Source organism: Gemmobacter serpentinus, assembly GCF_008973825.1.
In the GTDB taxonomy this organism is placed as follows: Bacteria; Pseudomonadota; Alphaproteobacteria; order Rhodobacterales; family Rhodobacteraceae; genus Gemmobacter; species Gemmobacter serpentinus.
Genome location: NZ_WCHR01000004.1, coordinates 201,688 through 226,399, shown reverse-complemented (window position 1 = coordinate 226,399; position 24,712 = coordinate 201,688). Strand labels below are relative to the sequence as shown.

General features: G+C 62.6%; 17 protein-coding genes. 9 read left to right on the top strand and 8 right to left on the bottom strand.

Annotation, left to right across the window (positions count from 1 at the left end; genetic code table 11):
* Positions 1 to 95: 95 nt before the first annotated feature.
* The 5 genes from GBJ34_RS02225 to GBJ34_RS02205 form a co-directional block, all read right to left on the bottom strand.
* Positions 96 to 1,394, bottom strand: coding sequence for a branched-chain amino acid ABC transporter permease (locus tag GBJ34_RS02225; protein WP_151717620.1), 1,299 nt, complete (start codon positions 1,392 to 1,394; stop codon positions 96 to 98).
* The gene (locus GBJ34_RS02220; protein ID WP_151717619.1) at positions 1,394 to 2,404 is read right to left on the bottom strand and encodes a branched-chain amino acid ABC transporter permease; all 1,011 of its coding nucleotides are present in this window, start codon (positions 2,402 to 2,404) and stop codon (positions 1,394 to 1,396) included. The genes GBJ34_RS02225 and GBJ34_RS02220 overlap by 1 nt, the downstream gene beginning before the upstream one ends.
* Positions 2,405 to 2,533: 129 nt before the next feature.
* On the bottom strand, positions 2,534 to 3,244 hold the full coding sequence (locus tag GBJ34_RS02215) for an ABC transporter ATP-binding protein (protein ID WP_151717618.1): 711 nt from the start codon (positions 3,242 to 3,244) through the stop codon (positions 2,534 to 2,536).
* A gap of 95 nt (positions 3,245 to 3,339) precedes the next feature.
* Positions 3,340 to 4,131 carry an ABC transporter ATP-binding protein gene (locus GBJ34_RS02210; RefSeq protein WP_151717617.1) on the bottom strand — a complete coding sequence of 264 codons (792 nt, stop codon included), beginning with the start codon at positions 4,129 to 4,131 and terminating at the stop codon, positions 3,340 to 3,342.
* A 183-nt stretch (positions 4,132 to 4,314) separates the two neighbouring features.
* Positions 4,315 to 5,499: an ABC transporter substrate-binding protein gene (locus GBJ34_RS02205; protein WP_151717616.1), complete on the bottom strand. Its 1,185-nt coding sequence runs from the start codon at positions 5,497 to 5,499 to the stop codon at positions 4,315 to 4,317.
* Positions 5,500 to 6,112: 613 nt separating this feature from the next.
* Between GBJ34_RS02205 and GBJ34_RS02200 the strand changes: the two genes are divergently transcribed.
* Complete coding sequence (locus GBJ34_RS02200; RefSeq protein ID WP_151717615.1) at positions 6,113 to 7,243, top strand: PQQ-dependent sugar dehydrogenase; 1,131 nt, start codon at positions 6,113 to 6,115, stop codon at positions 7,241 to 7,243.
* A gap of 112 nt (positions 7,244 to 7,355) precedes the next feature.
* On the opposite strand, the gene GBJ34_RS02195 is transcribed toward GBJ34_RS02200, so the two are convergent.
* Positions 7,356 to 8,435, bottom strand: coding sequence for a calcium-binding protein (locus GBJ34_RS02195; RefSeq protein ID WP_151717614.1), 1,080 nt, complete (start codon positions 8,433 to 8,435; stop codon positions 7,356 to 7,358).
* A 681-nt stretch (positions 8,436 to 9,116) separates the two neighbouring features.
* Between GBJ34_RS02195 and GBJ34_RS02190 the strand changes: the two genes are divergently transcribed.
* On the top strand, positions 9,117 to 9,602 hold the full coding sequence (locus GBJ34_RS02190) for a DUF805 domain-containing protein (protein ID WP_151717613.1): 486 nt from the start codon (positions 9,117 to 9,119) through the stop codon (positions 9,600 to 9,602).
* 51 nt (positions 9,603 to 9,653) lie between these two features.
* Here GBJ34_RS02190 and GBJ34_RS02185 read toward each other — a convergent pair whose 3' ends face one another.
* Positions 9,654 to 10,676: a GlxA family transcriptional regulator gene (locus tag GBJ34_RS02185; RefSeq protein ID WP_151717612.1), complete on the bottom strand. Its 1,023-nt coding sequence runs from the start codon at positions 10,674 to 10,676 to the stop codon at positions 9,654 to 9,656.
* A 238-nt stretch (positions 10,677 to 10,914) separates the two neighbouring features.
* Between GBJ34_RS02185 and GBJ34_RS02180 the strand changes: the two genes are divergently transcribed.
* Entirely contained in the window at positions 10,915 to 12,285 is a 1,371-nt protein-coding gene (locus tag GBJ34_RS02180; RefSeq protein WP_151717611.1) for a class II 3-deoxy-7-phosphoheptulonate synthase, read from the top strand.
* Positions 12,286 to 12,505: 220 nt separating this feature from the next.
* Here the strand turns inward: GBJ34_RS02180 and GBJ34_RS02175 are convergent, their stop codons facing one another.
* Entirely contained in the window at positions 12,506 to 12,940 is a 435-nt protein-coding gene (locus tag GBJ34_RS02175; protein ID WP_151717610.1) for an RrF2 family transcriptional regulator, read from the bottom strand.
* 378 nt (positions 12,941 to 13,318) lie between these two features.
* Here GBJ34_RS02175 and GBJ34_RS02170 point away from each other — a divergent pair, with 378 nt between their 5' ends.
* From GBJ34_RS02170 to GBJ34_RS02145, 6 genes are all read left to right on the top strand, one after another.
* Positions 13,319 to 15,700 (top strand): glycogen/starch/alpha-glucan phosphorylase, encoded by a 2,382-nt coding sequence (locus GBJ34_RS02170; RefSeq protein WP_226341011.1) that lies wholly within the window; start codon positions 13,319 to 13,321, stop codon positions 15,698 to 15,700.
* Positions 15,701 to 15,755: 55 nt separating this feature from the next.
* Positions 15,756 to 18,002, top strand: coding sequence for a 1,4-alpha-glucan branching protein GlgB (gene glgB, locus GBJ34_RS02165; protein WP_151717608.1), 2,247 nt, complete (start codon positions 15,756 to 15,758; stop codon positions 18,000 to 18,002).
* Positions 18,003 to 18,043: 41 nt separating this feature from the next.
* Positions 18,044 to 19,315 carry a glucose-1-phosphate adenylyltransferase gene (gene glgC / locus GBJ34_RS02160; protein WP_151717607.1) on the top strand — a complete coding sequence of 424 codons (1,272 nt, stop codon included), beginning with the start codon at positions 18,044 to 18,046 and terminating at the stop codon, positions 19,313 to 19,315.
* A gap of 105 nt (positions 19,316 to 19,420) precedes the next feature.
* On the top strand, positions 19,421 to 20,848 hold the full coding sequence (glgA, locus tag GBJ34_RS02155) for a glycogen synthase GlgA (protein WP_151717606.1): 1,428 nt from the start codon (positions 19,421 to 19,423) through the stop codon (positions 20,846 to 20,848).
* On the top strand, positions 20,845 to 22,965 hold the full coding sequence (glgX, locus tag GBJ34_RS02150; RefSeq protein WP_404811387.1) for a glycogen debranching protein GlgX: 2,121 nt from the start codon (positions 20,845 to 20,847) through the stop codon (positions 22,963 to 22,965). The genes glgA and glgX overlap by 4 nt, the downstream gene beginning before the upstream one ends.
* Positions 22,966 to 22,973: 8 nt before the next feature.
* Positions 22,974 to 24,605 (top strand): alpha-D-glucose phosphate-specific phosphoglucomutase, encoded by a 1,632-nt coding sequence (locus GBJ34_RS02145; RefSeq protein ID WP_151717605.1) that lies wholly within the window; start codon positions 22,974 to 22,976, stop codon positions 24,603 to 24,605.
* The last annotated feature ends 107 nt before the right edge of the window (positions 24,606 to 24,712 follow it).

The following is a 24,712-nucleotide window of genomic DNA, read 5'->3' as shown; positions in this document are numbered from 1 at the left end:
CAGAGGCGATTTCCTGAACAATGGGCAATGAAAAAGGGGCGCTGACAGCGCCCCTTTTGTTATCGGGTTCGGCCAGCGTAAAACGCTGCACCAGATCACTTTTCGGGCAAAAGCCCCTTCGGGCTGAAGCGCAGCACCAGAAGCAGGATCACCCCCAGCGTCAGCAGGCGCATATGCTGCGCGCTGTCGACCAGATGCGCCTTCAGCGGGCCTTCGGACAGACCGGCGGTGACCAGGCTCATGACCTGCGGCCCGAGCGCCTCGACCATCAGCCAAAGCCAGCCGATCAGCATGGCACCCAGGACGGCCCCCCAGTTGTTGCCCGATCCGCCCACGATGACCATGACCCAGATCAGGAAGGTGAAGCGCAGCGGCTGATAGGTGCCCGGGTTCAGGATCCCGTCCATCGAAGTCAGGATCGCACCCGCAATGCCGATCACAGCAGAACCAAGGATGAAGACCTGCAAATGGCGTCGGGTCACGTCCTTGCCCATGGCGCGGGCGGCATCCTCATTGTCGCGAATGGCGCGCATCATCCGGCCCCAGGGGCTGTTCAGCGCGCGTTCCGACAGCCAGATCACCAGCGCCAGCACGATCAGGATCATCACCAGATAGACCAGTTTGACGAAGATCGAGGAACCCGTGACCGGATCGAAGCCCATGGAATTGGCCAGCGACAGGAAGGTTTCGTTCCGTTGCAGGTTCACCTCATAGGGCACGGGCCAGGGGCGCTGCGCCATATTCATCATCTTCACGCCGCGCGCCAGCCAATCCTCGTTCTTCATCACCGCGATGATGATCTCGGCAATGCCAAGGGTCGCGATGGCGAGATAATCGGAGCGCAGGCCAAGCGCGGTCTTGCCGATGGCCCATGCGGCACCGGCGGCCAACAGGCCCCCCAGCGGCCAGGCCAGCAGCACCGGCAGGCCAAAGCCGCCAAGGTTGCCGGTGATCGAGGGGTTGATCGCCTCCACCGCTGTCACAGCCGGGTCAAACACCCAGCGGAACAGGATGAAGCCGCCCACCAGCACGACCAGCATGGTCAGGCTGCGCTTGCGCCCCTTGGCCATGCGCTTCCACAGGGTGACGGCCAGTGCGATGGTGGCAAGGCCGATCAGCAACCCGCCAAGGATGCCGCCGCCGCCCACTGACCATGCCTCGCGCACCGGGGGCGTGGCGACCAGCGCCACCGACAAGCCGCCAAGGGCCGCAAAGCCCATGACGCCGGTATTGAACAGGCCCGCATAGCCCCATTGGATATTCACCCCAAGCGCCATGATCGCCGAGACCATGGCGAAGTTCAGCACGAACAGCGCCTGGTTCCACGACATCAGGAACCCCGTTGCCACGAACAGCAGCGCGACGCCGAGGAAGAGTTTGAGATTCTTCGACATCAGTAGGATTTCCCTTTGAAGAGGCCGGTCGGCAGGAACAGCAGCACAAGGATCAGGATCGCGAAGCTGACGGCGAATTTGTAATCCGTGCCCATCAGTTGCAGCAGGCTGTCAGGCGCCATGCTGTCAGGCAGGACATAGGTTGCGACCTTTTTCCAGGCATAGGTCAGCATCACCTCGGAAAAGGCGATGATGAAGCCGCCGGCAATGGCACCAAGCGGGCTGCCAAGGCCCCCCACGATGGCGGCTGCAAAGATCGGCAGCAGCAGCTGGAAATAGGTGAAGGGGCGGAAGCTCTTGTCGAGGCCGTAAAGCACGCCGGCGATGGTCGCCAGTGTCGCCGCGATGATCCATGTCACCTGCACCACACGGTCGGGGTTGATGCCCGACAGCAGCGCCAGATCCTCGTTATCGGCAAAGGCGCGCATCGATTTGCCGGTGCGGGTCTTTTGCAGGAACCAGAACAGCAGCGCCACGGTAAGTGCGGCGGTGGCGACCGTCACCGCCTGGCTGCCCTTGATCGACAGGCCTTCGGCAAGGCCCGTCGCGGCCTTGAACTCACCCGCCGAGATGAGGAAACGGCCGCCATCGGCAAAGTTCTGATCATCGACGCCGATGAACAGACGCACAAGCCCGTTCATCACGAACATCACCCCCATCGAGACGATGACCAGAATGGTCGGTGTGGCCTTCTGGCGGCGATAGAACTGATAGATCACCTTGTCGGTCGCCAGCACCATGACTGCGGTGGCAAGGATGCCGAAGGGCAGGGCGAGCAGGGCGGTCGGCAGGAAGCCCGCGGTCAGCCCGATCGACTGGAAGAACCAGGTCACGAAGATCGTGACCATGGTGCCAAAGGCCATCGTATCGCCATGGGCGAAGTTCGAGAACCGCAGGATGCCATAGATCAGCGTGACGCCAAGCGCGCCAAGCGCAAGCTGGGCACCATATGCCAGACCCGGCACGAAAACGAAATTGAGGAAGGCCACAAGGGCGTTCAGGAAATCCATTCAGCGGGCCTCCGCCTGACCGGGTTTTGCCCGGAATGTTCTGTTTTCGCGGGGTGATGCCGGGCTTATCCCCAGGCGCTTGTCGCGAATTGTTCGATATGTGCAGGTGATTGCGATGCAAACCATGGCTCAGCCCCCCAGGAACGAGCGGCGCACCTCCGGGTCGGCCATCAGGGCCTTGCCGGTATCGGTGAAGCGGTTGGCCCCTTGCACAAGGACATAGCCCTTGTCGGCGATCTCCAGCGCCTGCCGGGCATTCTGTTCCACCATGAGGATGGAAATGCCGGTGCGGGCGATCTCGATGATGCGGTCGAACAACTCGTCCATCACGATGGGCGACACACCTGCGGTGGGTTCATCCAGCATCAGGACCTTGGGCCGTGTCATCAGCGCGCGACCAACCGCGACCTGCTGGCGTTGGCCCCCCGACAATTCGCCCGCCGCCTGATTGCGCTTGTCCTTCAGGATCGGGAACAGGTCATAGATCTGCGTCATGGTGTCCTGGAAATCATCGCGCCGGATGAAGGCACCCATTTCCAGATTTTCCTCGACCGTCATCGACGGAAAGATGTTGTGGGTCTGCGGCACGAAGCCCATGCCTTTGGCCACACGCGCCTGCGGGGTCAGTTTGGTGATATCCTCACCATCCAGCATGACCCGGCCTTCGCGCAGCTTCAGCATCCCGAACACCGCCTTCATCGCGGTGGATTTGCCCGCGCCATTGGGGCCGACAATCACGGCGATCTCGCCCTTTTCGACGGCAATCGTGCAGCTGTGCAGGATATCGGCGGCACCATAGCCGCCGGTCATGGCGTCACCGATCAGGAAGGGGTCAGCCATGGCAGACCTCCGTCATGCGGCAAGACGGGGATCCGAGTTTTCGACGAAAACTCGGGACACGGATTTTCGACGAAAATCCGGCACCTCGGCGGGGGTCAGCCATGGGTGGCCTCCTCTTTCACCTTGTTCTTCAGGCCGGTGCCCAGATAGGCCTCGATCACGCGTTCGTCGTTCTTGATCTCTTCCAGAGTGCCTTGCGCCAGAACCTTGCCTTCGGCCATGCAGATCACCGGGTCGCAGATGCGGCCGATGAACTCCATGTCATGCTCGATCACGCAGAAGGTATAGCCGCGCTCGCGGTTCAGCCGCAGGATGGCGTCGCCGATGGTGTAAAGCAGCGTGCGGTTCACCCCGGCGCCGACCTCGTCCAGAAAGACAATCTTGGCATCGACCATCATCGTCCGGCCCAGTTCGACCAGTTTTTTCTGCCCGCCCGAGATCTGGCCCGCCTTCAGATCGGCGATGTGGCTGATGGTCAGAAATTCCAGCACCTCATCGGCCTTGTCGCGGATGCGGGCTTCTTCGCGGGCCACGGCACCACGGCTGAACCAGGCGTTCCACAGCGTCTCGCCCGCTTGCAGGGCGGGCACCATCATCAGGTTCTCGCGCACCGTCATGGAGCCGAATTCATGCGCGATCTGGAAGGTGCGCAGCAGCCCCTTGCCGAACAGCTCATGCGGGGGAAGCCCCGTCACATCCTCGCCATCCATGAACACCTGCCCCGAGGTCGGCGGCAGGCGTCCGGCGATCACATTGAACAGCGTCGATTTACCGGCACCATTGGGGCCGATCAAACCAGTGATCGAGCCTTTGGCAATTTCGAGCGTCGCCCCGTCAACGGCCCGAAAGCCGCCGAAATGGCGATGCAGGTTGTCTACACGGATCATTCCATGTCCCCTGGACGAGCCGCCGCTTGGGCCGGGGTTTGCCCCGGTCGCCGGAAAGGCGGCACTGATTCTTGATATAAAGCATCGGCCCGGGCCTATATCCCGGGCCGATGTCATGACGCAATCAGCCTTTTGCCCACCCGCCTTGCGGGGGTTTTGCGGTCAAACGGCTGGACGGGCGGATCAACGGAATTTCGCCGTTTCGAACTTGCCGTCCTTGATTTCGTATTCGCGGAAGTTGCCGGCGCTTTCGCCTGCACCCACCATCTCGACCGAGGTCGCGCCGACATAGTCGATATCGGTGCCCGCCGCGATCAGCTCCAGCGCCTTGCCCAGCTCGCCGGGATAGATCTTCTCGCCCGGGGCGTTGGCCACGTCCATGACCTTGGCAGTCCAGTCCTTGCCAGCGGTCGACTTCGCGGCTTCCATCGACAGCAGCATCAGGGCTGCCGCGTCATAGCTTTCACCCGAATAGGCGGTGGATCCGTCAAAGCCGCCAGCCTTGGCCACTTCGAGGTATTTCGCCGCGCCGGGGCTGTCGGTGCCCGGGACAGAGCCGTAAGAGCCGTTCAGCGGGGCGCCGATGGCTTGGATCAGGCTTTCACCATACATGCCGTCGGGCAGGTAGAAGGTCGAGAAGGCGCCCGAGTCGACCGAGGCCTGGATCATGCCCTTGCCGCCCTGATCGACATAACCGGCAACCACCAGCACATCACCACCGGCCGAGGCCAGCGCCGCGACTTCGGCGGAATAGTCGGCCTTGCCGTCTTCATGCGGGGCCGAAAGGGTCACCGCGCCGCCCTTGGCTGCGAAGGCCGCAGCGAAAGCGTCCGCCATGCCCTTGCCGTAGTCGTTGTTGGTATAGGTGACCGCCACCGATTTCACGCCGCGATCCGACAGGATATCGGCCATGATCTCGCCCTGACGGGCATCGGACGGGGCGGTGCGGAAGAACAGGCCGTCATCTTCGGCCGAGGACAGCGCGGGCGAGGTCGCCGAGGGCGAGATCATGCCGACGCCATTCGGGCGTGCGACGTTTTGCAGAACGGCTCCGGTCACACCAGAGCAGTCGCCGCCGATGATGCCTGCAACCTTCTCGGAGGTGACGAGACGCTCACCCGCCGATTGGGCGGCGGCAGCGTCCACACAGGTGGTGTCGCCGCGCACGGCGGTCACGGTGGAGCCACCCATGAATTTGCCGGAATCCGACACTTCCTTGATCGCGAGTTCGGCACCGGCAGCCATACCGGGAACGGTGGTTTCCAGCGGGCCGGTGAAGCCAAGCAGAACGCCGATCTTCACATCTTCGGCGCTGGCCGCGCCAGCCATCAGGGCAGTCGCCGCGGTGGCGAGCAGCAGTTTTTTCATTTTTGATCTCCCATGTCGGATCGTATCCTGACCGCAGGCTAGACCGCATGTGATCAAAAGAAAAGCGCCGTTTTGCCGGTTTTGATCGGCTGGTCCAATGTTCGGCAGAGGCGATGTTCAGGGCAATCGGAAGGGCGATTTTTAGGGCGGAAGGGCAGGCTTGGCGCGGTTCATTGCAGGGGCGCCGCGCCGATTGGGCGGCATCTGTTTTCGAAACGGAAACAATGTGCGCATCGCGCAGCTTCCAATGGGTCTTCCTGCGAAACGTGGTTCATTGGCGGCAAAATGCGCCGCCCACGAAAGGTTGAATCCGGTTGCGCAAGGGCCTGTGTCATGATCCGCCAAGATGCAGGAATTGTCTCAAGAGGTCGGCCCGCAATTGGCAGGGTCAAGGCTGCGTGCCACAGTTGCTAGCCGCGCGTCGGATCGCTGGCTTTGCGCGGATTGCGCAAAAGGGGGCCGGCGCGCAGGCGATCGCTCGGCGCAAACGATCCTGGGAGGCGTCCGGCCCGCATCGATCCATCCTGCGGATCATGCCGCAGTCGTCGCGTCGCGCCAAAGCCCAAACGCGGTCCTCCTCACTGTCACCATCCCGCCTGCCACCGGAGATCCCATGCCACCACAGCCGCGCAGCCGCGCCGTGGGCGTCGCGCCCATTATCCTTGTCGCTTCTCTCTTTGCGCTTAGTCCCGCTGCCATGGCACAGGGGCAGGTCGAAACCTCGGCCGGGGTGATGCAGATCGCCCCGGTCGCCATCGGCTTTGACGAGCCATGGGGCCTGGCCTTTCTGCCGGACGGATCGGCACTGGTCACCGAACGAGCGGGGCATCTATGGCACCTGGCCAACGGCAAGAAGGTCGAGGTCAAGGGGCTGCCTGCGTTCCATATGGAGGGGCAGGGCGGTTTGCTGGACGTCATGGTGCCGCGCGATTTCATCACCAGCCGCGAGGTCTGGTTCAGCTTTGCGACCCGTGCGGCTGGTGGCGCGGCTACTGCTGTCGGTCGCGCGCGTCTGACCGAAGCCGGGCGGCTGGAGGGTTTCGAGACCGTTTTCACCGGCGAGGGCTATCCCGGCGGGCGGCATTTCGGGTCGCGTCTGGTCGAGGCGGCGGATGGCACGATCTTTGTCACCACCGGCGATCGGGGCACCGGGCCGCAAGGGATGGCGGCGCAGGACCCGATGCTGGCAGCGGGCAAGGTGATCCGGCTGGCGCGCAGCGGTGCGCCGCTTGCGCCCCTGCGCGCGGGCTGGGCTGCGGGCATCCATTCCATCGGCCATCGCAATATCCAGGGGGCCGCGCTTGCCTCCGATGGCAGCCTGCTGACGGTCGAACACGGCGCGCGCGGCGGCGATGAGGTGAACCGGGCCGAGGCCGGGCGGAACTATGGCTGGCCGGTCATCACCTATGGACGCGACTACACCTTTCTGCCGATTGGCGAGGGGCAGGCAAAACCGGGGATGGAACAGCCCCTGCATTACTGGGACCCTTCCATCGCGCCTTCGGGGCTCATGGTCTATTCCGGGGCGCTGGTGCCAGACTGGAAGGGCGATCTGTTCACCGGCAGCCTGAACGGCGGCTTTCTCAGCCGATTGTCACCAGATCAACCCGCCGAGACCGGATTTGCCGAGGAGCGGATCGAGGCGGATGAGACAGGCCGTGTGCGCGATGTGGCCGAGGCCCCGGATGGCGCGATCTGGTTCCTGTCGGTGCATGATGGTGCGGTCTACCGCATGGCCCCGTGAGCCAAACACTTGGCCCCGAACGCTTGAGCAAACGCCCCCGGTGCTGAGATGCTGCGCCGGGGGATGTTTGTCCGCCATTGGGGGCAAGGAAGGGAATTGCAGGCGCGCGGCGTTACAGGATCAGATCGCCGCGTTGCAGGCTGCGCACGTCTTCCACCATGATGATGAAATCGGCCTGGCCGTCGCCATCGGTATCGCCGCGCAACATCTCCTTCGCGAAGCGCAGCTCGCCCGCGCGGCCACTGAACGTCTTCGTCCCGATAAAGGTAAAGTCCTGGTTGCCGCCCCGGTTCTCATTGGCATCGACCTTGGACAGATCGATCCGGTCGCCCTCGCTGCGTGAGAAATCCGTGATCCGGTCGCGCCCGGCGCTGCCCGAGGCGATTTCGGAACGGGATTGGAAGACGAAGCGGTCAGCCCCCGCGCCGCCCGCCATCACATCGGCACCGCTGCCGCCCACCAGCGTGTCGCGGCCCCGGCCCGAACCGCCAAGATCGCCATAAAGATAATCATTGCCCGCACCGCCAAACAGCCGGTCATGGCCGCTATTGCCGCCCAGATTGTCGTCGCCATTGCGGCCAAACAGCGTGTCATTGCCATTCTGGCCTGACAGAAGGTCACGGCCATTGCCGCCATCCAGTACATCATTGCCATAGCCACCCGAGACACTGTCATTGCCGCGGCCGCCATAGACGGTGTCATTGCCGGCATAGGCCAGCACAAAGTCGTTGCCGCCATAGCCATAGATCCGCTCGCTGGCATCGGTGCCATCCAGATCATTGGCGTAATCGTCGCCGCGGATGATCTCGCCACCCCCGCCAGTGCTGCCGCCACCAATGGCGAAGTGATTGGTGAAGGTGGTGTAATCGTTGATCAGGTAGCGCCCATTGCTATATTCCTGCACCGTCACCGTCAGATAGTAATTGCCGCGTGGCGCGCTGACCTGATCGCCAAATCGCACATCATAGTAATATCCGCCATCGCGCAGCGTGTCGTTGCTGGGCCGGTAATCCAACAGGCGATAGCCATGGATCGTGCCGCCATGATAGGGCGCAGTCGTGGCCCAAAGCGTAAACTGGACCGAGCCGGAACGATCATAGACATTGCTGTCATAATCCACGCGGTCGATGGTCACCGTCGCGTAGCCATTCTGGATGTTGACGGTGACCCGCCCGTTGATATCAAACGGCATGAAACCCTCCACCCCAACATGAACAAGGCCTTGTCTTGAGAGGTGGGCAGTCAGCAAGGCGAAGTCAAGGCAAGCTGCTGTGGTGGGGCATGTGTCACGTCATGGTCGTCCCGCGCTTGGGGCGGCGCTGCGCTCGGGCTGGCATTATATTTGACCCGGCCTCGTTCCGCCCCTTTGGCCCATACTTTGGCGCAGTCGCGTCACGCGATTTCGGGCGCATCCCGCATTCGCCCCAACGCAACAACGCGGCCCGTTTCGCGATGATGGCGGCCCTTGGGGCGTGGCCCCCGGTTGCGAGATCGGGGGCCGGGCGGCTGGCTCGACCTTTCCCGTCGATGCGGTGACGATCGGGCGCGCGGCCGCCCTCCTGGCCGCAGGGCCAAACCGCGGGTCGAACGGATCGGATGGGGATGGGCAGGGCGAAACGACTGCACGGGGGCGGCGATCAATATGCTGATCACGCAAACCCTGCCTGCGGTTGTCATTGCCGATGGGCTGTGTCACCCATCTGGAAGCGGGCCGGTTCACGAATGTTCCAAAGGCCCGTGTCTTTGGCCCCTGACTTTGGCCCCTGACTTTGGCCCTGTCCGTGGTCTATCGCTGTGGGCATCTCAGCAATGGCCTGCGTCACTGGCCGGGACGCCTTGCAGGTGATGGCGCAAGCAAAGGAAGGATGCGCAGATGAACATGGTCGAATCCGTCAGAACCGTCTTCGCCCGCAGTCTTCAGCTGAGCGGGCGGGCATCGCGCTCCGAATTCTGGTGGTTCACGCTGTTCTCGATCCTTGCCGCGATCCTTGCCGGGCTGGTCGAATATGGCATCGGGCTGGATTGGTGGATCGAGATGGGCAGCCATCCGCTGTCCTATATCGCGACCGGGCCGCTGACGCTGATTTGCGTGCTGGCGCTGCTGATCCCTTCGATCACCGTGACGGTGCGGCGCTTGCATGACCGCAATGTCACCGGCTGGGTCGCCATCATCCTGCTGTTGCAATATCTGCCGATGTCGGATGTCACCACCGCGCAAAGCCTTGGCTTCATCGGCATCGCGGCTATGGCTCTGAACCTGATCCTGCTGATCTATCTGATCGGGCGTGGCAGCGAAGGCCCGAACCGCTATGGCCCCGATCCGCTGGCCCCGCCGAGCCAAGCCGATATTTTTGCCTGAGCATGTCCCGCAGCGCCCCGATTTTTCGGCGAAAAATCGTGAAAGCCGGACTCAGACCGCCAGCCTTGCGCCAAGACCCGGCACCGCACTTTGGGTGCCGCGCTCGCGGTAGGGCGTGGTGTTGTAATGGCTGCGATAGCATTTCGAGAAATGCGACGGCGAGGCAAAGCCGCAGGCCAGTGCCACATTGATCACGCTCATATCCGTCTGCATCAACAGGTTGCGTGCCTTGGACAGCCGCAGCTCCATATAATAGCGTTTGGGGCTGCGGTTCAGATAGCGCCGGAACAGCCGTTCCAGCTGGCGTGTCGACATGCCGACATCCTCGGCCAGATCGGCGGGCGAGATCGGATCCTCGATATTGCGTTCCATCATCTGGATGACCTGGCTCAGCTTGGGGTGGCGCACTCCGATCCGCGTCGGGATCGACAGGCGCTGTGTGTCCTGATCGGTGCGGATCGCGTTATAGATCAACTGGTCGGCCACGGTATTGGCGATATCCTCGCCATGGTCGGCAGCGATGATCTTCAGCATCAGATCCAGCGAGGCGGTGCCGCCCGCCGTCGACATACGGTTGCCATCGATCACGAAGACCGATTTCGTCAGCTTGACCTCTTCAAACTCCTCAAGAAAGCCGTCCTGGTTTTCCCAATGGATGGTCGCCTTCTTGCCGTCCAGCAATCCGGCGCGCGCCAGCGCATAGGACCCGGTGCAGATGCCCCCCATCGCAACCCCGCGCCGCGCCTCGCGCCGCAGCCAGCCGGTAACGGCGCGGGTGGTGGCGCGCGCCACATCGATGCCGCCGCAGACCAGAACCGTATCCTCGCGATCGACCTCTTCCAGCCCCATATCCAGCCGGAACGAAGCCCCGTTGGAGCAGATCGCAGCGCCGCCGCCTTCACCGGCAAGACGCCAGGCATAGATTTCGCGACCGGCGACGCGATTGGCGATGCGCAGCGGCTCGATCGCGCCTGCGAAAGAGATCATCGTGAAGCGGTCCAGCAGCAGGAAGATGAAGCGCCGGGGTCCGGTCTCCTTCGCCATGGCGGTGGCTTTGCGCGGAAGGGGTGTCATGTGCGACCTGTTTGCGTCGGTTTCGTCGCATCTATTCAGGATTTGACCGGGGGTTCAAGGGGGCATCCGCAGCCCCGACCGGGGGGTGGGGCTGCGCCACGGCGCCCCGTGCCGCAAACCCGCCAGGGGGCGGCAAATGGGGCAGGGATATCCCTTGCTCCGGCCCTTGCCCCATTGCCTTTCCCGCCGGTTTCACTATAGGGCTTGCGCTACCGCTAACAGACGAAGGGGGAGAGCCATGACCAAGCCCTGGTCGAAATCGGATTGGCGCACCAAGCCGCGCGTGCAGATGCCGGATTATCCGGATCAGGCCGCGCTGAACGGTGTCGAGGCCCAATTGGCGAAATATCCCCCGCTGGTCTTCGCCGGCGAGGCGCGACGCCTGCGCAAGCAACTGGCGGCCGCGGCGGAGGGCAATGCCTTCCTGTTGCAAGGCGGCGACTGTGCCGAAAGTTTTGCCGAATTCAGCGCCGACAATATCCGCGATACCTTCCGCGTCATGCTGCAAATGGCGGTGGTGCTGACCTATGGTGCCAAGGTGCCGGTCATCAAGGTCGGCCGCATGGCCGGGCAATTTGCCAAACCCCGTTCGGCCCCGACCGAGGTGATCGGCGGCGTCGAATACCCGTCCTATCGCGGCGATATCATCAATGGCTTTGACGCCACGCCAGAGGCGCGTCTGCCCGATCCGTCGCGGATGCTGCAGGCCTATACGCAGGCGGCGGCCAGCCTCAACCTGCTGCGCGCCTTTTCGACCGGCGGTTTTGCCGATATCCACCGCGTCCATAGCTGGACCCTTGGCTTTGCCGAGCATGACAAGGCGGAACGTTATCGTGAACTGTCCAACCGCATCTCTGATGCGCTGGACTTCATGAATGCGGCCGGGGTGAATTCGGAAACCGCGCATGAGCTGTCGCGCGTCGATTTCTACACCAGCCATGAGGCGCTGCTGCTGGAATATGAAGAGGCCCTGTGCCGCGTTGACAGCATCACCGGCCAGAACGTGGCGGGGTCGGGTCACATGATCTGGATCGGCGACCGCACCCGTCAGCCCGACGGCGCGCATGTCGAATTCTGCCGGGGCGTGCTGAACCCGATCGGCCTGAAATGCGGGCCGTCGACCACCGCCGACGATCTCAAGGTGCTGATGGCCAAGCTGAACCCGCAAAACGAGGCGGGCCGCCTGACCCTGATCGCGCGCTTTGGCGCGGGCAAGGTGGGCGAGAACCTGCCGCGTCTCATCAAGGCGGTGCAGGAAGAGGGTGCCAATGTCGTCTGGTCCTGCGATCCGATGCATGGCAACACGATCAAATCCTCGACCGGCTACAAGACCCGGCCGTTCGACAGTGTTCTGCGTGAGGTGCGCGAGTTCTTCGCCATCCACAAGGCCGAGGGCACGGTTCCGGGCGGCGTGCATTTCGAGATGACCGGCAAGGACGTGACCGAATGCACCGGGGGCTTGCGCGCCGTGACGGATGAGGATCTGTCGGATCGCTATCACACCGCTTGCGATCCGCGCCTGAACGCCTCGCAATCGCTGGAACTGGCTTTCCTTGTGTCGGAAGAGTTGACCGCGCGCCGCGAAGGGCAACGCCGCATCGCGATGTGAGCGGGGCAGAACAGCTATTGAAAACGGGGCGCGGGGGGAACCTTGCGCCCTTTTCCTTTGCCGCGCAGACAATCCCTTCAGTGGGGCTGTCAAGCGGTGTCTGATGCGGGCGGGGCAGATCGGAACTATTGCGGCCCCAGAAGTCGATTGCCGGGGGGCTGATGCGGGCGGGGCAGAGGGCCTTTGCCGCAGGCCCGTCAGATGGTCTGATTCCGGCAGGTCAGGCGACCTTCAGCAGCCCCTCAAGCCCGGAATTGTCACGGACCAGCTCTGCTACTGTCACCCGGTCCAGCCGGATATAGAACGCCTCAAGTGCTTCGGCGAGGGCGCATTTCAACCGACAGCACCCGCTCAGCGGGCAGGCATTCTCGCTTTCACTGAAGCATTCAGTGAAGGGCAGCCCGCCTTCAAAGACGCGAAACACCTCGCCGACGGAAATCGCCTCCGCCGCGCGCCCCAGCATCAAGCCGCCTGCCCGCCCGCGCAGGGTGCGCAGAAAGCCCTTTTGCGCCAGCATGTGGATCACCTGCGCCAGATGGTTTTCCGATGCGTTACAGGCGCTTGCCACCTCGGACTTGCGGACGATCCTGTCGGGATTGATCGCGCAGAACATCAGCGTGCGCATCGCAAGATTGGTGCGGGTGGTCAGACGCATGGGCTTCTCCGGCTGATTGCTGGATCTGCATAGAATCGCGGGAGCCGCCCTTGCCATGACATAGATCATGTTTCTGGAAGTCAGGTTTTCGCGATGCTGTTCGCGCTACAGACGAGGTCCCTGGCGGGTGGGACGAATCGGTGTCGGGGTGGCCAAACCGCTTTGAGGCTATAAGCATTTGACGTATAATGATTTATTTCTGGTGCGTGCCGCATAAGTTTGCGCTAACACTGTGCCTGTAATGATGAAGTATTTGGCACTGGTGCCGTCTTTTGCCAGCTTTCACGGCAGGGGGCGCGGTCAGAGGATGTCATGGCTTGCGCAGGCGGAGGCGCGGGCCTTTACTTTGTCCGGGGGCAACAACGATTGGATCGAGACGTGACCGAAGTAACCGCACCGCTGCTCAAGGCGGATATCCTGCGCCATCTGACCTTCACCCTTGGCAAGGACGTGCCCAATGCCAGTCTCTATGACTGGCGCATGGCGCTGAGCTTCGCGATCCGCGACCGGATCGTGGAGCCGTGGTTCGCCTCGACCCGCAAGACATGGGAGACCGGCCATAAGCGGGTCTATTACCTGTCGATGGAATTTCTGATCGGGCGTCTGCTGGAAGATGCCACGATCAATCTGGGCCTGCGCGATATGGCCGATCAGGTCATGTCGGAACTGGGACAGGATTTCCGCGCCATCGTCGAGGACGAGCCCGATGCCGCCCTTGGCAATGGCGGGCTTGGCCGTCTGGCCGCCTGTTTCATGGAAAGCATGGCGACGCTGGGATGCCCGGCCTATGGCTATGGCATCCGCTATGAGCACGGGCTGTTCCGCCAGCGGTTTGAAAGCGGGCGGCAGGTGGAATCTCCCGAAGACTGGCTGATGAGCCGCCACCCCTGGGAGTTCGAGCGCCCCGAGGCCGCCTATACCATTCCCTTCAAGGGCGAGGTCGTGACCCGCGATGGCCGCGAGGTCTGGCTTCCGGGCGAAACCGTGCAGGCCGAGGCCTATGATACGCCGGTGATCGGCTGGCAGGGCAAATGGGCCAATACGCTGCGCCTGTGGTCGGCAAAACCCACCACCATGTTTGATCTGGAACGGTTCAACCGCGGCGATTACACCGCCGCCGCCGAGCCGGAGGCGCTGGCCCGCACGCTGTCGCGCGTGCTCTATCCCGATGACACGACCTATCAGGGCAAGGAATTGCGTCTGAAGCAGGAATTCTTCCTGACCTCTGCCGCGTTGCAGGACATTCTGCGCCGCTTCAAGGCGGGCGGGCATTCCCTGCGCGATCTGCCCAAGCATGTCGCGATCCAGATGAATGACACCCATCCCGCCATCGCCGGGCCGGAGCTGATCCGCCTGCTGGTCGATGAAAACGGTATGGAGTTCATGGAGGCGATGGAGATCGCCCGCGCCTGCCTTGGCTATACCAACCATACGCTGCTGCCCGAGGCACTGGAACGGTGGGCGACCTTTACCTTCGGTTCGGTCCTGCCGCGCCATATGCAGATCGTCGAGCGTATCGACGCATGGCACCGTGACACCTATCATCCGCCGCATTGGGTGGGCATCGTGAAGCATCACGAGGTGCGCATGGGTGAGCTGGCCTTCATCATGTCGCATAAGGTGAACGGGGTTTCGGCGCTGCATTCCGATCTGGTGAAGCAGAACCTCTTTCCGGAACTGGAAAGCCTGCATCCCCGCATCATCAACGAAACCAATGGCGTGACGCCGCGCCGCTGGCTGAAGATGTGCAACCGGCCGCTGGCCGATCTGATCACCAAGACCATCGGTGACGGCTGGGAGGCCGATCTTGACCGGCTGAAAGAGCTGGAACCGCATGTGAAGAAGAAATCCTTCCTGAAGGATTTCGATGCGGCCAAGCGCGCCAACAAGGTGGCACTGGCGGATTGGATCGCGGAACATTGCGGCGTGACCGTCTCGCCGGATGCGCTGTTCGATGTGCAGGTGAAGCGCATCCATGAATACAAGCGTCAGCTTCTGAACATTCTGGAAACGATCGCGCGGTATCACGACATCAAGGCCAATCCGCAGGCCGATTGGGTGCCGCGCGTGAAGATCTTTGGGGGCAAGGCCGCCCCCGGCTATGTCGTGGCCAAGGAGATCATCCATCTGATCAATGATGTGGCCGCGGTCGTGAACAACGATCCCGAGATCGGCGACAAGCTGAAGATCGTCTATCCGGCCAATTACAATGTCAGCTTGGCCGAACGGCTGATCCCGGCCGCCGATCTGTCGGAACAGATCAGCACGGCGGGCAAAGAGGCGTCGGGCACCGGCAACATGAAGTTCATGATGAATGGTGCGCCGACCATCGGCACGCTGGACGGTGCCAATGTCGAGATCCTGCAAGAAGTGGGGGCCGACAACTTCTTCCTGTTCGGCCTGACCGCCGAAGAGGTGATCGAACGACGCCGCAACCCCGATCATGCCCGCGATGCCATTGCCGCCAGCCAGTCCCTGCAGGACGTGCTGCAGATGATCGCCGAAGGTCGCTTCAGCCCGGATGAGCCGGGGCGCTATCACCAGCTGGTGCATCGCGTCTGGCATCACGACTATTTCCTGGTTGCCGCCGATTTCGATGCCTATCGCGCGGCGCAGGCGCAGGTGGACAAGGCCTATGCTGACAGGGCAGGCTGGCTGAAGATGGCGGCGCTGAACACCGCGCGGTCTGGCTTCTTCTCGTCTGACCGCACGATCCGCAGCTATATGGCGGATATCTGGGATGTGACATCAGCGCTGTAAGATCCGAGGGCAGGGGGTTGCCCCTGCCACCACTTCGCTGACCGGGGGGAGCGCGATGGCTAAGGCGACAGGCAGGGCGGGCAAGGGCGTGGCTGCGAAAGCGGCACCCACAGATGCGCCGCTGATCGATCCCGGCGCGGCCGAGGCCTTGCGCCAAGGACGCCATGGTGATCCTTTTGCGGTGCTTGGCCTGCACGCACCCGGCATCTTGCGTGTCATGCAGCCGGGGGCGGAAAAGGTCTGGGCCCTGATCTCCGATCCGGCGGCCCCGGAACCGATGGACCCGGTTCTGCTGGAACTGTCCGCGCTTGGCGATGGTCTGTTTGCCGGGCCGGTGCCGATGGGCGCCGCCTACCGTCTGCGGGCGGAGGGGCAGGGTCACGCCTGGGAATGGGAGGATCCCTATCGCTTTGGCCCGGTTCTGGGCGAGATGGACGAATATCTGCTGGGCGAGGGCACGCACATGCGGCTTTGGCAGGTGCTTGGCGCGCATCTGATGTCGCATGAGGGCGCGGAGGGCGTGCATTTCGCCGTCTGGGCCCCGAATGCTGAGCGGGTCTCGGTCGTCGGCGACTTCAATATCTGGGATGGGCGCCGCCACCCGATGCGCAAACGCGGCGCGACCGGCGTCTGGGAGATTTTCATCCCCGGTCTGACCGAGGGCACCACCTATAAATACGAAATCCGCGGCATGGGCGGCCAGATCCTGCCGCTGAAGGCCGATCCGGTGGGATTTGGCAGCGAACATGCGCCGAAAAACGCCTCGGTCGTGCGTCGGATCGACGGCGCGCCCTGGACGGATGGCGACTGGATGGAGACCCGCGCCGGGCGGCATGGCATCGATGCGCCGATCTCGGTCTATGAAGTGCATCTGGGCTCGTGGAAGCGCGCGCCAGGCGACCGGATGCTGTCCTATCTGGAGCTTTCCGAACAACTGGTCGATTACGCCGCCGATATGGGCTTCACCCATCTGGAACTGCTGCCGGTCTCGGAATACCCGTTCGATGGCAGTTGGGGCTATCAGCCGGTCGGGCTGTTCGCGCCGACCATTCGCCATGGCACACCGGCCGAGTTTCGCGCCCTGATCGATGCCGCGCATCGCAAGGGGCTGGGGGTCATTCTGGATTGGGTGCCGGGGCATTTCCCATCCGATCCGCATGGGCTTGGCCGCTTTGATGGCACGGCACTATATGAACATGCCGATCCGAAAGAGGGGTTCCATCAGGACTGGAACACCCTGATCTACAATTACGGAAGGCTGGAGGTGCAGAATTTTCTGACCTCCAACGCGCTGTATTGGCTAGAGGAATTTCATGTCGATGGCCTGCGCGTCGATGCGGTGGCCTCCATGCTGTATCGTGACTATTCCCGCAAGGAGGGCGAATGGGTGCCCAACAAGGATGGTGGGCGCGAGAATTACGAGGCGATCGAGGTGCTGCGCCGCATGAACATCGCGGCTTACGGCGAGGTGCCGGGTGTTCTGACCATTGCCGAGGAAAGCACGGCCTTTCCCGGCGTGTCGCGCCCGGTCGACTGGGGCGGCCTGGGTTTCGGCTTCAAGTGGAATATGGGCTGGATGAACGACACGCTGTCCTATATGGCGCGCGATCCGGTCTACCGCAAATTCCACCATCACCAGATGACCTTCGGCCTGCACTATGCCTGGTCCGAAAACTACATCCTGCCGATCAGCCATGACGAGGTGGTGCATGGCAAGGGATCGATGCTGGCCAAGATGCCAGGCGATCATGACCAGAAGTTTGCAAATCTGCGCGCCTATTACGGTTTCATGTGGGGGCATCCGGGCAAGAAGCTGCTGTTCATGGGCTGCGAATTTGCGCAGGCACGCGAATGGGCCTATCGGCAAAGCCTTGACTGGCATCTGCTGGATGATCCTCAACATGCCGGGATGCAGCGCCTTGTCCGCGATCTGAACACGCTCTATCGCGCCGAACCCGCGCTGCATGTGAATGACACCCGCCCGGAAGGTTTCGCCTGGCTGGAGGCCAATGACGCCGAGGGCTCAAGCTACGCCTGGCTGCGCAAGGGCGGCCCCGAGGATGCGCCGGTGGCGGTCGTGGTGAACATGACGCCGGTGGAGCGGCGCATGACCCTTGGCTTGCCGCTGGCGGGGAGGTGGAGCGAGGTCCTGAACACCGATGCCGCGCTCTATGGTGGGGGTAATCGTGGCAATCTTGGCGGGGTGGCCGCTGAGGAAGGGGCCTGGCATGGCCAGCCTTGCAGCGCGCAATTGACCCTGCCACCGCTTTCGGCGGTGTTCCTGAAATACGAAAAGGTTTGATGTGATAATGGTCCCGGGGTGAACCCGGAAGGGAGGAACGGATGAAGGCAAGACCCAATCAGAGGCTTTCGTCGCAAGCGATGGCATTTGTCTTGGCGGGCGGAAGAGGCAGCCGCCTGAAAGAACTGACCGACCGCCGCGCGAAACCGGCCGTCTATTTCGGCGGCAAGACACGGATCATCGACTTCGCCCTGTCGAATGCGCTGAATTCCGGCATTCGCAAGATGGCGATTGCCACGCAATACAAGGCCCATAGCCTGATCCGCCACATGCAGCGCGGCTGGAGCTTCTTCCGCGCCGAGCGCAACGAATATCTCGACATCCTGCCCGCCAGCCAGCGGGTCGATGAAAGCAAATGGTATCTCGGCACTGCCGATGCGGTGACGCAGAACATTGATATCGTTGATGATTACGGCGTGAAATACGTCATCATCTTGGCCGGTGATCATATCTACAAGATGGATTACGAGGTCATGCTGCAACAGCATGTCGAGACCGGGGCGGATGTGACCATCGGCTGTCTGACAGTGCCGAAAGCCGAGGCCACGGCCTTTGGCGTGATGGGCGTGGATGCCACCGGCCGCATCACCGATTTTCTGGAAAAACCTGCTGATCCGCCGACCATTCCAGGCGATCCCAAGAACAGCCTCGCCTCGATGGGGATCTATGTCTTTGACTGGGCCTTCCTGCGCGAATTGCTGGTGAAGGATGCCGAAGACCCGAATTCCAGCCATGATTTCGGCAATGACATCATCCCGCAAATCGTGAAACACGGCAAGGCAATGGCGCATCGCTTTGCCGAAAGCTGTGTCACCGCCGGCTTGGAGGATGAACCCTATTGGCGCGATGTTGGCACCATTGATGCCTTCTGGCAGGCCAATATCGATCTGACGGATTTCGTGCCAAAGCTTGATATCTATGACAATAGCTGGCCGATCTGGACCTATGCCGAACTGGTGCCGCCGGCCAAATTCATCCACGATGAGGATGGGCGGCGCGGCTCGGCGATCTCGTCGCTGGTGGCGGGCGATTGTATCGTGTCGGGGTCAGAGGTGCGCAATTCGCTGCTGTTCACCGGCTGCCGCACCCACAGCTTCTCCAGCCTTGAATATGTAGTGGCTCTGCCGCAGGTGATCGTGAACCGCAAGGCGGAGCTGAAGAATTGTGTGATCGATCGCGGCGTCATCATCCCCGAAGGTCTGGTGGTGGGCGAGGATCCGGATCTGGATGCCAAATGGTTCCGCCGCACCGAAAGCGGGATCGTGCTGATTACGCAGGATATGATCGACCGCTGGTCTCATGCGAAGTCATGAGGGACAGTCGTTAGGTGGTTGTCATTCTGACGCCATGATGCTGTGACATGCGCAGAACCGGGGGGCAGCCCCCGGGATCTGTGTGAAAAGAAGAAGGGCAAGGTCATGAAGCGGGTTCTGTCGGTCGCCTCTGAATGCGTGCCGCTGGTCAAGACCGGCGGCCTTGCCGATGTGGTCGGCGCGCTGCCTGCCGCGATGGCAGCACAGGGCTGGGAGATGCGGGTGCTTTTGCCCGCCTATCGCAGCCTGCGCGGGCCGATCCGTGACTGGCACGAGGTCTTTGTCGAGGAAGACCTGTTCGGCGGGCGCGGCGTGGTGAAGGCGGGCAGGGTCGAGGGGGTGGACCTTCTGCTACTGGATGCGCCACATCTTTATGACCGCGAGGGCGGGCCCTATAGCAGTAACGGCACCGACTGGCCCGACAATGCGCAGCGGTTTGCCGCCCTGTCCTGGGTTGCGGCCAAGATCGCGCGCTTTGGTCTGGGCGATGGCTGGCGGCCGCAGGTCCTGCACGCGCATGACTGGCAAGCGGGCTTTGCCCCGGCCTATCTGGCCTTTGGTGGCCCGCGCGATGTGGGCACCGTCATCACCATCCACAATATCGCGTTTCAGGGCTGGGCCGATCCGTCGATGCTGGAGGGATTGCGCCTGCCACGTCACGAATTTCATCCCGGATCGCTGGAATATTACGGCGGATTGTCGAGCCTGAAGGCCGCGATGGCGCTGTCGGACAAGATCACCACTGTCTCGCCGTCTTACGCGGCTGAATTGATGCGCCCGGAATTTGGCCTTGGCCTGCAAGGCTTGATCGAGGCGCGGGCGGCGGATGTCGTGGGCATCCTGAATGGCGTGGATGTCGATGTCTGGGATCCAGAGGGCGAAGACATGCCCTATTCCGCCAAGAAGCCCAAGGGCAAGGCGCAGGCGCGCGCTGCACTTTGCGAAGAATTTGAACTCGATGTGCCGGGGCCGCTTGCCATCGTGGTCAGCCGGTTGACCGATCAGAAGGGTATGGATCTGCTGCCGCAGGTCCTGCCGGATTTCATCGCGGCGGGCGGCGGGCTTGCCCTGCTTGGATCGGGTGACACGGCGCTGGAAGGCGCGCTGCTGGATCTGGCCGCGCGCTATCCGGGCCGGGTCTCGGTGAAGATCGGCTATGACGAGGCCCTCAGTCACCGGATGTTCGCGGGCGCCGATGCGGTCTTGGTGCCGTCGCGATTTGAGCCCTGCGGTCTTACCCAGATGTATGGGCTGCGCTATGGCACGGTGCCGGTGGTGGCCGCCGTGGGGGGCCTTGCCGATACGGTGATCCATGCCAATCCGGCGGCTTTGGCGCAAGGCGTGGCAACCGGCATCTCCTTCCACCCGACCGATGCCCCGGCCTTTGCCGATGCCTTGCGGCGGCTGGTCAGCCTGCACAGTGACAGCAAGACATGGGCGCAGATCGTCAAGCGCGGCATGGCCCAGCCGGTGGGGTGGGAGGCCTCGGCCGCCCGCTATGCCGCGCTTTATGACAGCATCCTGCGCCCATGATCGCGCCCAATCCGAATATGGCTCAGGCCTATCCCGACCGCTTGTCGGGCCATGCGATCAGCGATGGCAGGCCCTGGCCGATGGGGGCCACCTTTGATGGCGAGGGGGTGAATTTCGCTCTGTTCTCCGCCCATGCGGAGCGGGTGGAGCTGTGCCTTTTCACCCATGATGGCCGCAAGGAAATGGCCCGTATCCCGCTGCGCGAACGTGATGGCGATATCTGGCATGTCCATGTGGGCGGGCTGACGCCCGGATCGCTTTATGGCTATCGCGTCTATGGGCCCTATGCGCCCGAAGGCGGGCACCGTTTCAACCCCAACAAGCTGCTGCTCGACCCTTACGCGCGGCAATTGTCGGGGCGGTTGAAATGGTCGGATGCGATGATGGGCTACAAGGTCGGAAGCCCCCGTGCCGATCTGTCCTTTGACACCCGCGACAGCGCCTTTGCGGTGCCGAAATCGGTGGTGGTGGACCCGAGCTTCAATTGGGGGCAGGACCGCGCGCCGCGCCGACCCCTGCATGAAACGGTGATCTACGAGGCCCATGTGAAGGGCATGACCGCGCTGCATCAGGGCGTGGAAAAGGCGCTGCGCGGCAGTTTCCTTGGCCTTGCCTCGGATGCGGTGCTGGACCATCTGGTGAAACTGGGCATTACCGCAATCGAATTGTTGCCCGCCCATGCCTTTCTGGATGACCGCTTTCTGGTGGCCAAGGGCTTGCGCAATTACTGGGGCTATCAAACCCTTGGCTTCTTCGCACCCGAGCCGCGCTATATGTCCAAGGGCGAGATCTGGGAGTTTCAGACCATGGTCCGCCGCTTCCATGCGGCAGGGATCGAGGTAATCCTTGATGTGGTCTATAACCATTCCGGCGAGGGGGACGAGCTTGGCCCCACGCTGTCATTCCGTGGCATCGACAATCGCAGCTATTACCGTCTGCGCGATGGCGGGCGCTATTATGTTAACGATACCGGCACCGGCAATACGCTGAACCTGACGCATCCGATGGTGCTGCGCATGGTGATGGACAGCCTGCGCTATTGGGTGGAGGTCATGCATGTCGATGGCTTCCGCTTTGATCTGGCCAGCGTCCTGGGCCGTGAGGCGCATGGCTTTGACCCGCAATCGGGCTTTTTCGATGCGATCCGGCAAGACCCGGTGCTGACCAAGGTCAAGCTGATCGCAGAGCCCTGGGATATCGGACCCGGCGGCTATCAGCTGGGCAATTACCCGCATCCGTTCTCGGAATGGAACGACAAGTTCCGCGATGGCATCCGGCGCTTCTGGCGCGGTGACAATGGCATGGTGCCCGATCTGGCCAAGCGGCTTTTGGGTAGCGCCGAATTCTTTGACCGTGCCGGACGCACAGCCTGTTCTACCGTGAACTTCATCACCGCGCATGACGGCTTCACGCTGGAGGATCTGGTTGCCTTCACCGTCAAGCGCAACTGGGCAAATGGCGAGGACAATCGCGACGGGCATGGCGACAACCATTCCGACAATATGGGGGTGGAGGGTGAGACCTCTGACCCCGCCGTGCTGGCCGCGCGCGCGCTTCGCAAGCGCAACCTGCTGGCCACGCTGTTTCTGGCGCAGGGCGTGCCGATGCTGCTTGCGGGCGACGAGATCGGCAATAGCCAAGCCGGCAACAACAACGCCTATGCGCAGGACAATCCGATTGGCTGGATCGATTGGGCCCGCGCCGATCCGGCGCAGGCGGCTTTTGTGGCGCGGCTAATTGCGCTACGGCGCGACAACCGTGTGCTGCGGCAGCGCCGTTTCCTGCACGGGCTGCCGCGCGGTGTGGATGGCCTGCCCGACGTGATCTGGCGTCGCCCCGATGGTGAGGTGCCGCGCCCCGAGGATTGGCATGATCCGGGATTCCGCTGCCTCTGTGTGGAACTGCGTCGCGCCGCCGAGGGCGATCTGGATGATCGGGAGGCGATCTTTGCCGTCTTCAATACCGGCGGGCCAGTTGCGCTGAAACTGCCCCACACCGCGCCGCATTGGCGGCTGGTGCTGGACACCACCCGCCCTGACGCGCCGCCGATGGCTGCCACAACAGAGCTTGAGGCCCCGGCCCATTCCGTGCTTGTCTTCGCCCCAATCCATTCCTGAGGGATATTATGACCGCCCTGACCATCACCACCGCCCCGATTGCCGGACAAAAGCCCGGAACCTCTGGTCTGCGCAAGAAGACCCCGGTCTTCATGGGCGCGCATTACCTTGAAAACTTTGTGCAATCGATCTTCGATGCCATTGGCGGCGCGGCGGGCAAGACCTTTGTTCTGGGCGGCGACGGGCGCTATTTCAATGATCGCGCGGCGCAGACCATCCTGAAAATGGCCGCCGCCAATGGCGCGGCGCGGGTGATCATCGGGCAGAATGCGGTTCTGTCAACACCGGCTGCCAGCCACTTGATAAGGCTGAATAAAACCGATGGCGGCATCATCATGTCGGCGAGCCACAATCCGGGCGGCCCGGAAGAGGATTTCGGCGTCAAGTTCAACATGCCCAATGGCGGCCCGGCCCCCGAGGCGGTGACCGAGGCGATGTATCAACGCACGACCGAACTGACCGAATACCGCATCTCGGATGCGGCGGACATCGATCTGGGCGCGATTGGCGACACGATGCTGGATGGCATGGCGGTCAGCGTGGTCGACAGCGTGACCGATTACGCCGCGTTGATGGAAACCCTGTTCGATTTCAACGCGATCCGGGCGATGTTTGCCAGCGGCTTCACCATGCGCTTTGATGCAATGTGCGCGGTAACTGGCCCCTATGCGACGGAAATTCTGGAAAACCGTCTGGGTGCCGCTAAGGGCACGGTGACCCATGGCACGCCCTTGCCGGATTTCGGCGGAATGCACCCGGATCCGAACCCGACCTGGGCGCATGAGCTGATGGACGAGATGTTCGGGGCCAACGCCCCAGATTTCGGCGCGGCCTCCGATGGTGATGGCGACCGCAATATGGTTGTCGGGCGCAACACCTATGTCTCGCCCTCTGACAGCCTTGCGGTGCTGGCGGCCAATGCCCATCTGGCGCCGGGCTATGCGCGGGGCCTCGCTGGCGTCGCGCGCTCCATGCCGACCTCGGCTGCGGCGGATCGCGTGGCCGATGCACTGGGCATCGACAAATTCGAGACCCCCACGGGCTGGAAGTTCTTCGGCAATCTGCTGGATGCGGGCAAGGCCACGCTCTGCGGCGAGGAGAGCTTTGGCACCGGATCTGACCATGTGCGCGAGAAGGACGGGCTATGGGCGGTGCTGCTGTGGCTGAACATTTTGGCCGTGCGACAGCAATCGGTGGCCGAGATCATGGCCGAGCACTTCGCCAAATTCGGTCGCAACTATTATAGCCGCCACGATTTCGAGGCGATCGAGACCGACCGCGCTGATGCGATGATGGCTGAGCTGCGGGGGCGTCTTGCCGGGCTGAAAGGCCAGAAGATCGAGGGGATGGAGATCGCGGGCGCCGACGATTTCGCCTATACCGACCCCATCGATGGTTCGGTCAGCCTGAAACAAGGTGTCAGGATCCTGTTCATCGATGGATCGCGCATTGTGCTGCGGCTTTCCGGCACCGGCACCGAAGGGGCAACGCTGCGCGTTTACCTGGAACGCTATACACCGGGCCCAGACGGTCTTGACCACGATCCGCAAGAGGCGCTGGCGCCGGTGATCCGTGCGGCCCATTCCCTTGCAAAGATCATGGAACATACCGGCCGGACCGAGCCGAACGTCATCACCTGAGGGCAGATCGAACCCGATCCCGGCCAGATTTGCGCCGGGATCGGGCCGCCCCGGGCGGGGGGTAGGGCCGGCATATGGCTTCCTGCAGGGCGCAATGGCTGGGGGAT

Coding starts and splice junctions, on each gene's coding strand:
- GBJ34_RS02225 (WP_151717620.1), bottom strand. CDS start 1,394: ATGTCGAAGAATCTCAAACTCTTCCTCGGCGTCGCGCTGCTGTTCGTG.
- GBJ34_RS02220 (WP_151717619.1), bottom strand. CDS start 2,404: ATGGATTTCCTGAACGCCCTTGTGGCCTTCCTCAATTTCGTTTTCGTG.
- GBJ34_RS02215 (WP_151717618.1), bottom strand. CDS start 3,244: ATGGCTGACCCCTTCCTGATCGGTGACGCCATGACCGGCGGCTATGGT.
- GBJ34_RS02210 (WP_151717617.1), bottom strand. CDS start 4,131: ATGATCCGTGTAGACAACCTGCATCGCCATTTCGGCGGCTTTCGGGCC.
- GBJ34_RS02205 (WP_151717616.1), bottom strand. CDS start 5,499: ATGAAAAAACTGCTGCTCGCCACCGCGGCGACTGCCCTGATGGCTGGC.
- GBJ34_RS02200 (WP_151717615.1), top strand. CDS start 6,113: ATGCCACCACAGCCGCGCAGCCGCGCCGTGGGCGTCGCGCCCATTATC.
- GBJ34_RS02195 (WP_151717614.1), bottom strand. CDS start 8,435: ATGCCGTTTGATATCAACGGGCGGGTCACCGTCAACATCCAGAATGGC.
- GBJ34_RS02190 (WP_151717613.1), top strand. CDS start 9,117: ATGAACATGGTCGAATCCGTCAGAACCGTCTTCGCCCGCAGTCTTCAG.
- GBJ34_RS02185 (WP_151717612.1), bottom strand. CDS start 10,676: ATGACACCCCTTCCGCGCAAAGCCACCGCCATGGCGAAGGAGACCGGA.
- GBJ34_RS02180 (WP_151717611.1), top strand. CDS start 10,915: ATGACCAAGCCCTGGTCGAAATCGGATTGGCGCACCAAGCCGCGCGTG.
- GBJ34_RS02175 (WP_151717610.1), bottom strand. CDS start 12,940: ATGCGTCTGACCACCCGCACCAATCTTGCGATGCGCACGCTGATGTTC.
- glgB (WP_151717608.1), top strand. CDS start 15,756: ATGGCTAAGGCGACAGGCAGGGCGGGCAAGGGCGTGGCTGCGAAAGCG.
- glgC (WP_151717607.1), top strand. CDS start 18,044: ATGAAGGCAAGACCCAATCAGAGGCTTTCGTCGCAAGCGATGGCATTT.
- glgA (WP_151717606.1), top strand. CDS start 19,421: ATGAAGCGGGTTCTGTCGGTCGCCTCTGAATGCGTGCCGCTGGTCAAG.
- glgX (WP_404811387.1), top strand. CDS start 20,845: ATGATCGCGCCCAATCCGAATATGGCTCAGGCCTATCCCGACCGCTTG.
- GBJ34_RS02145 (WP_151717605.1), top strand. CDS start 22,974: ATGACCGCCCTGACCATCACCACCGCCCCGATTGCCGGACAAAAGCCC.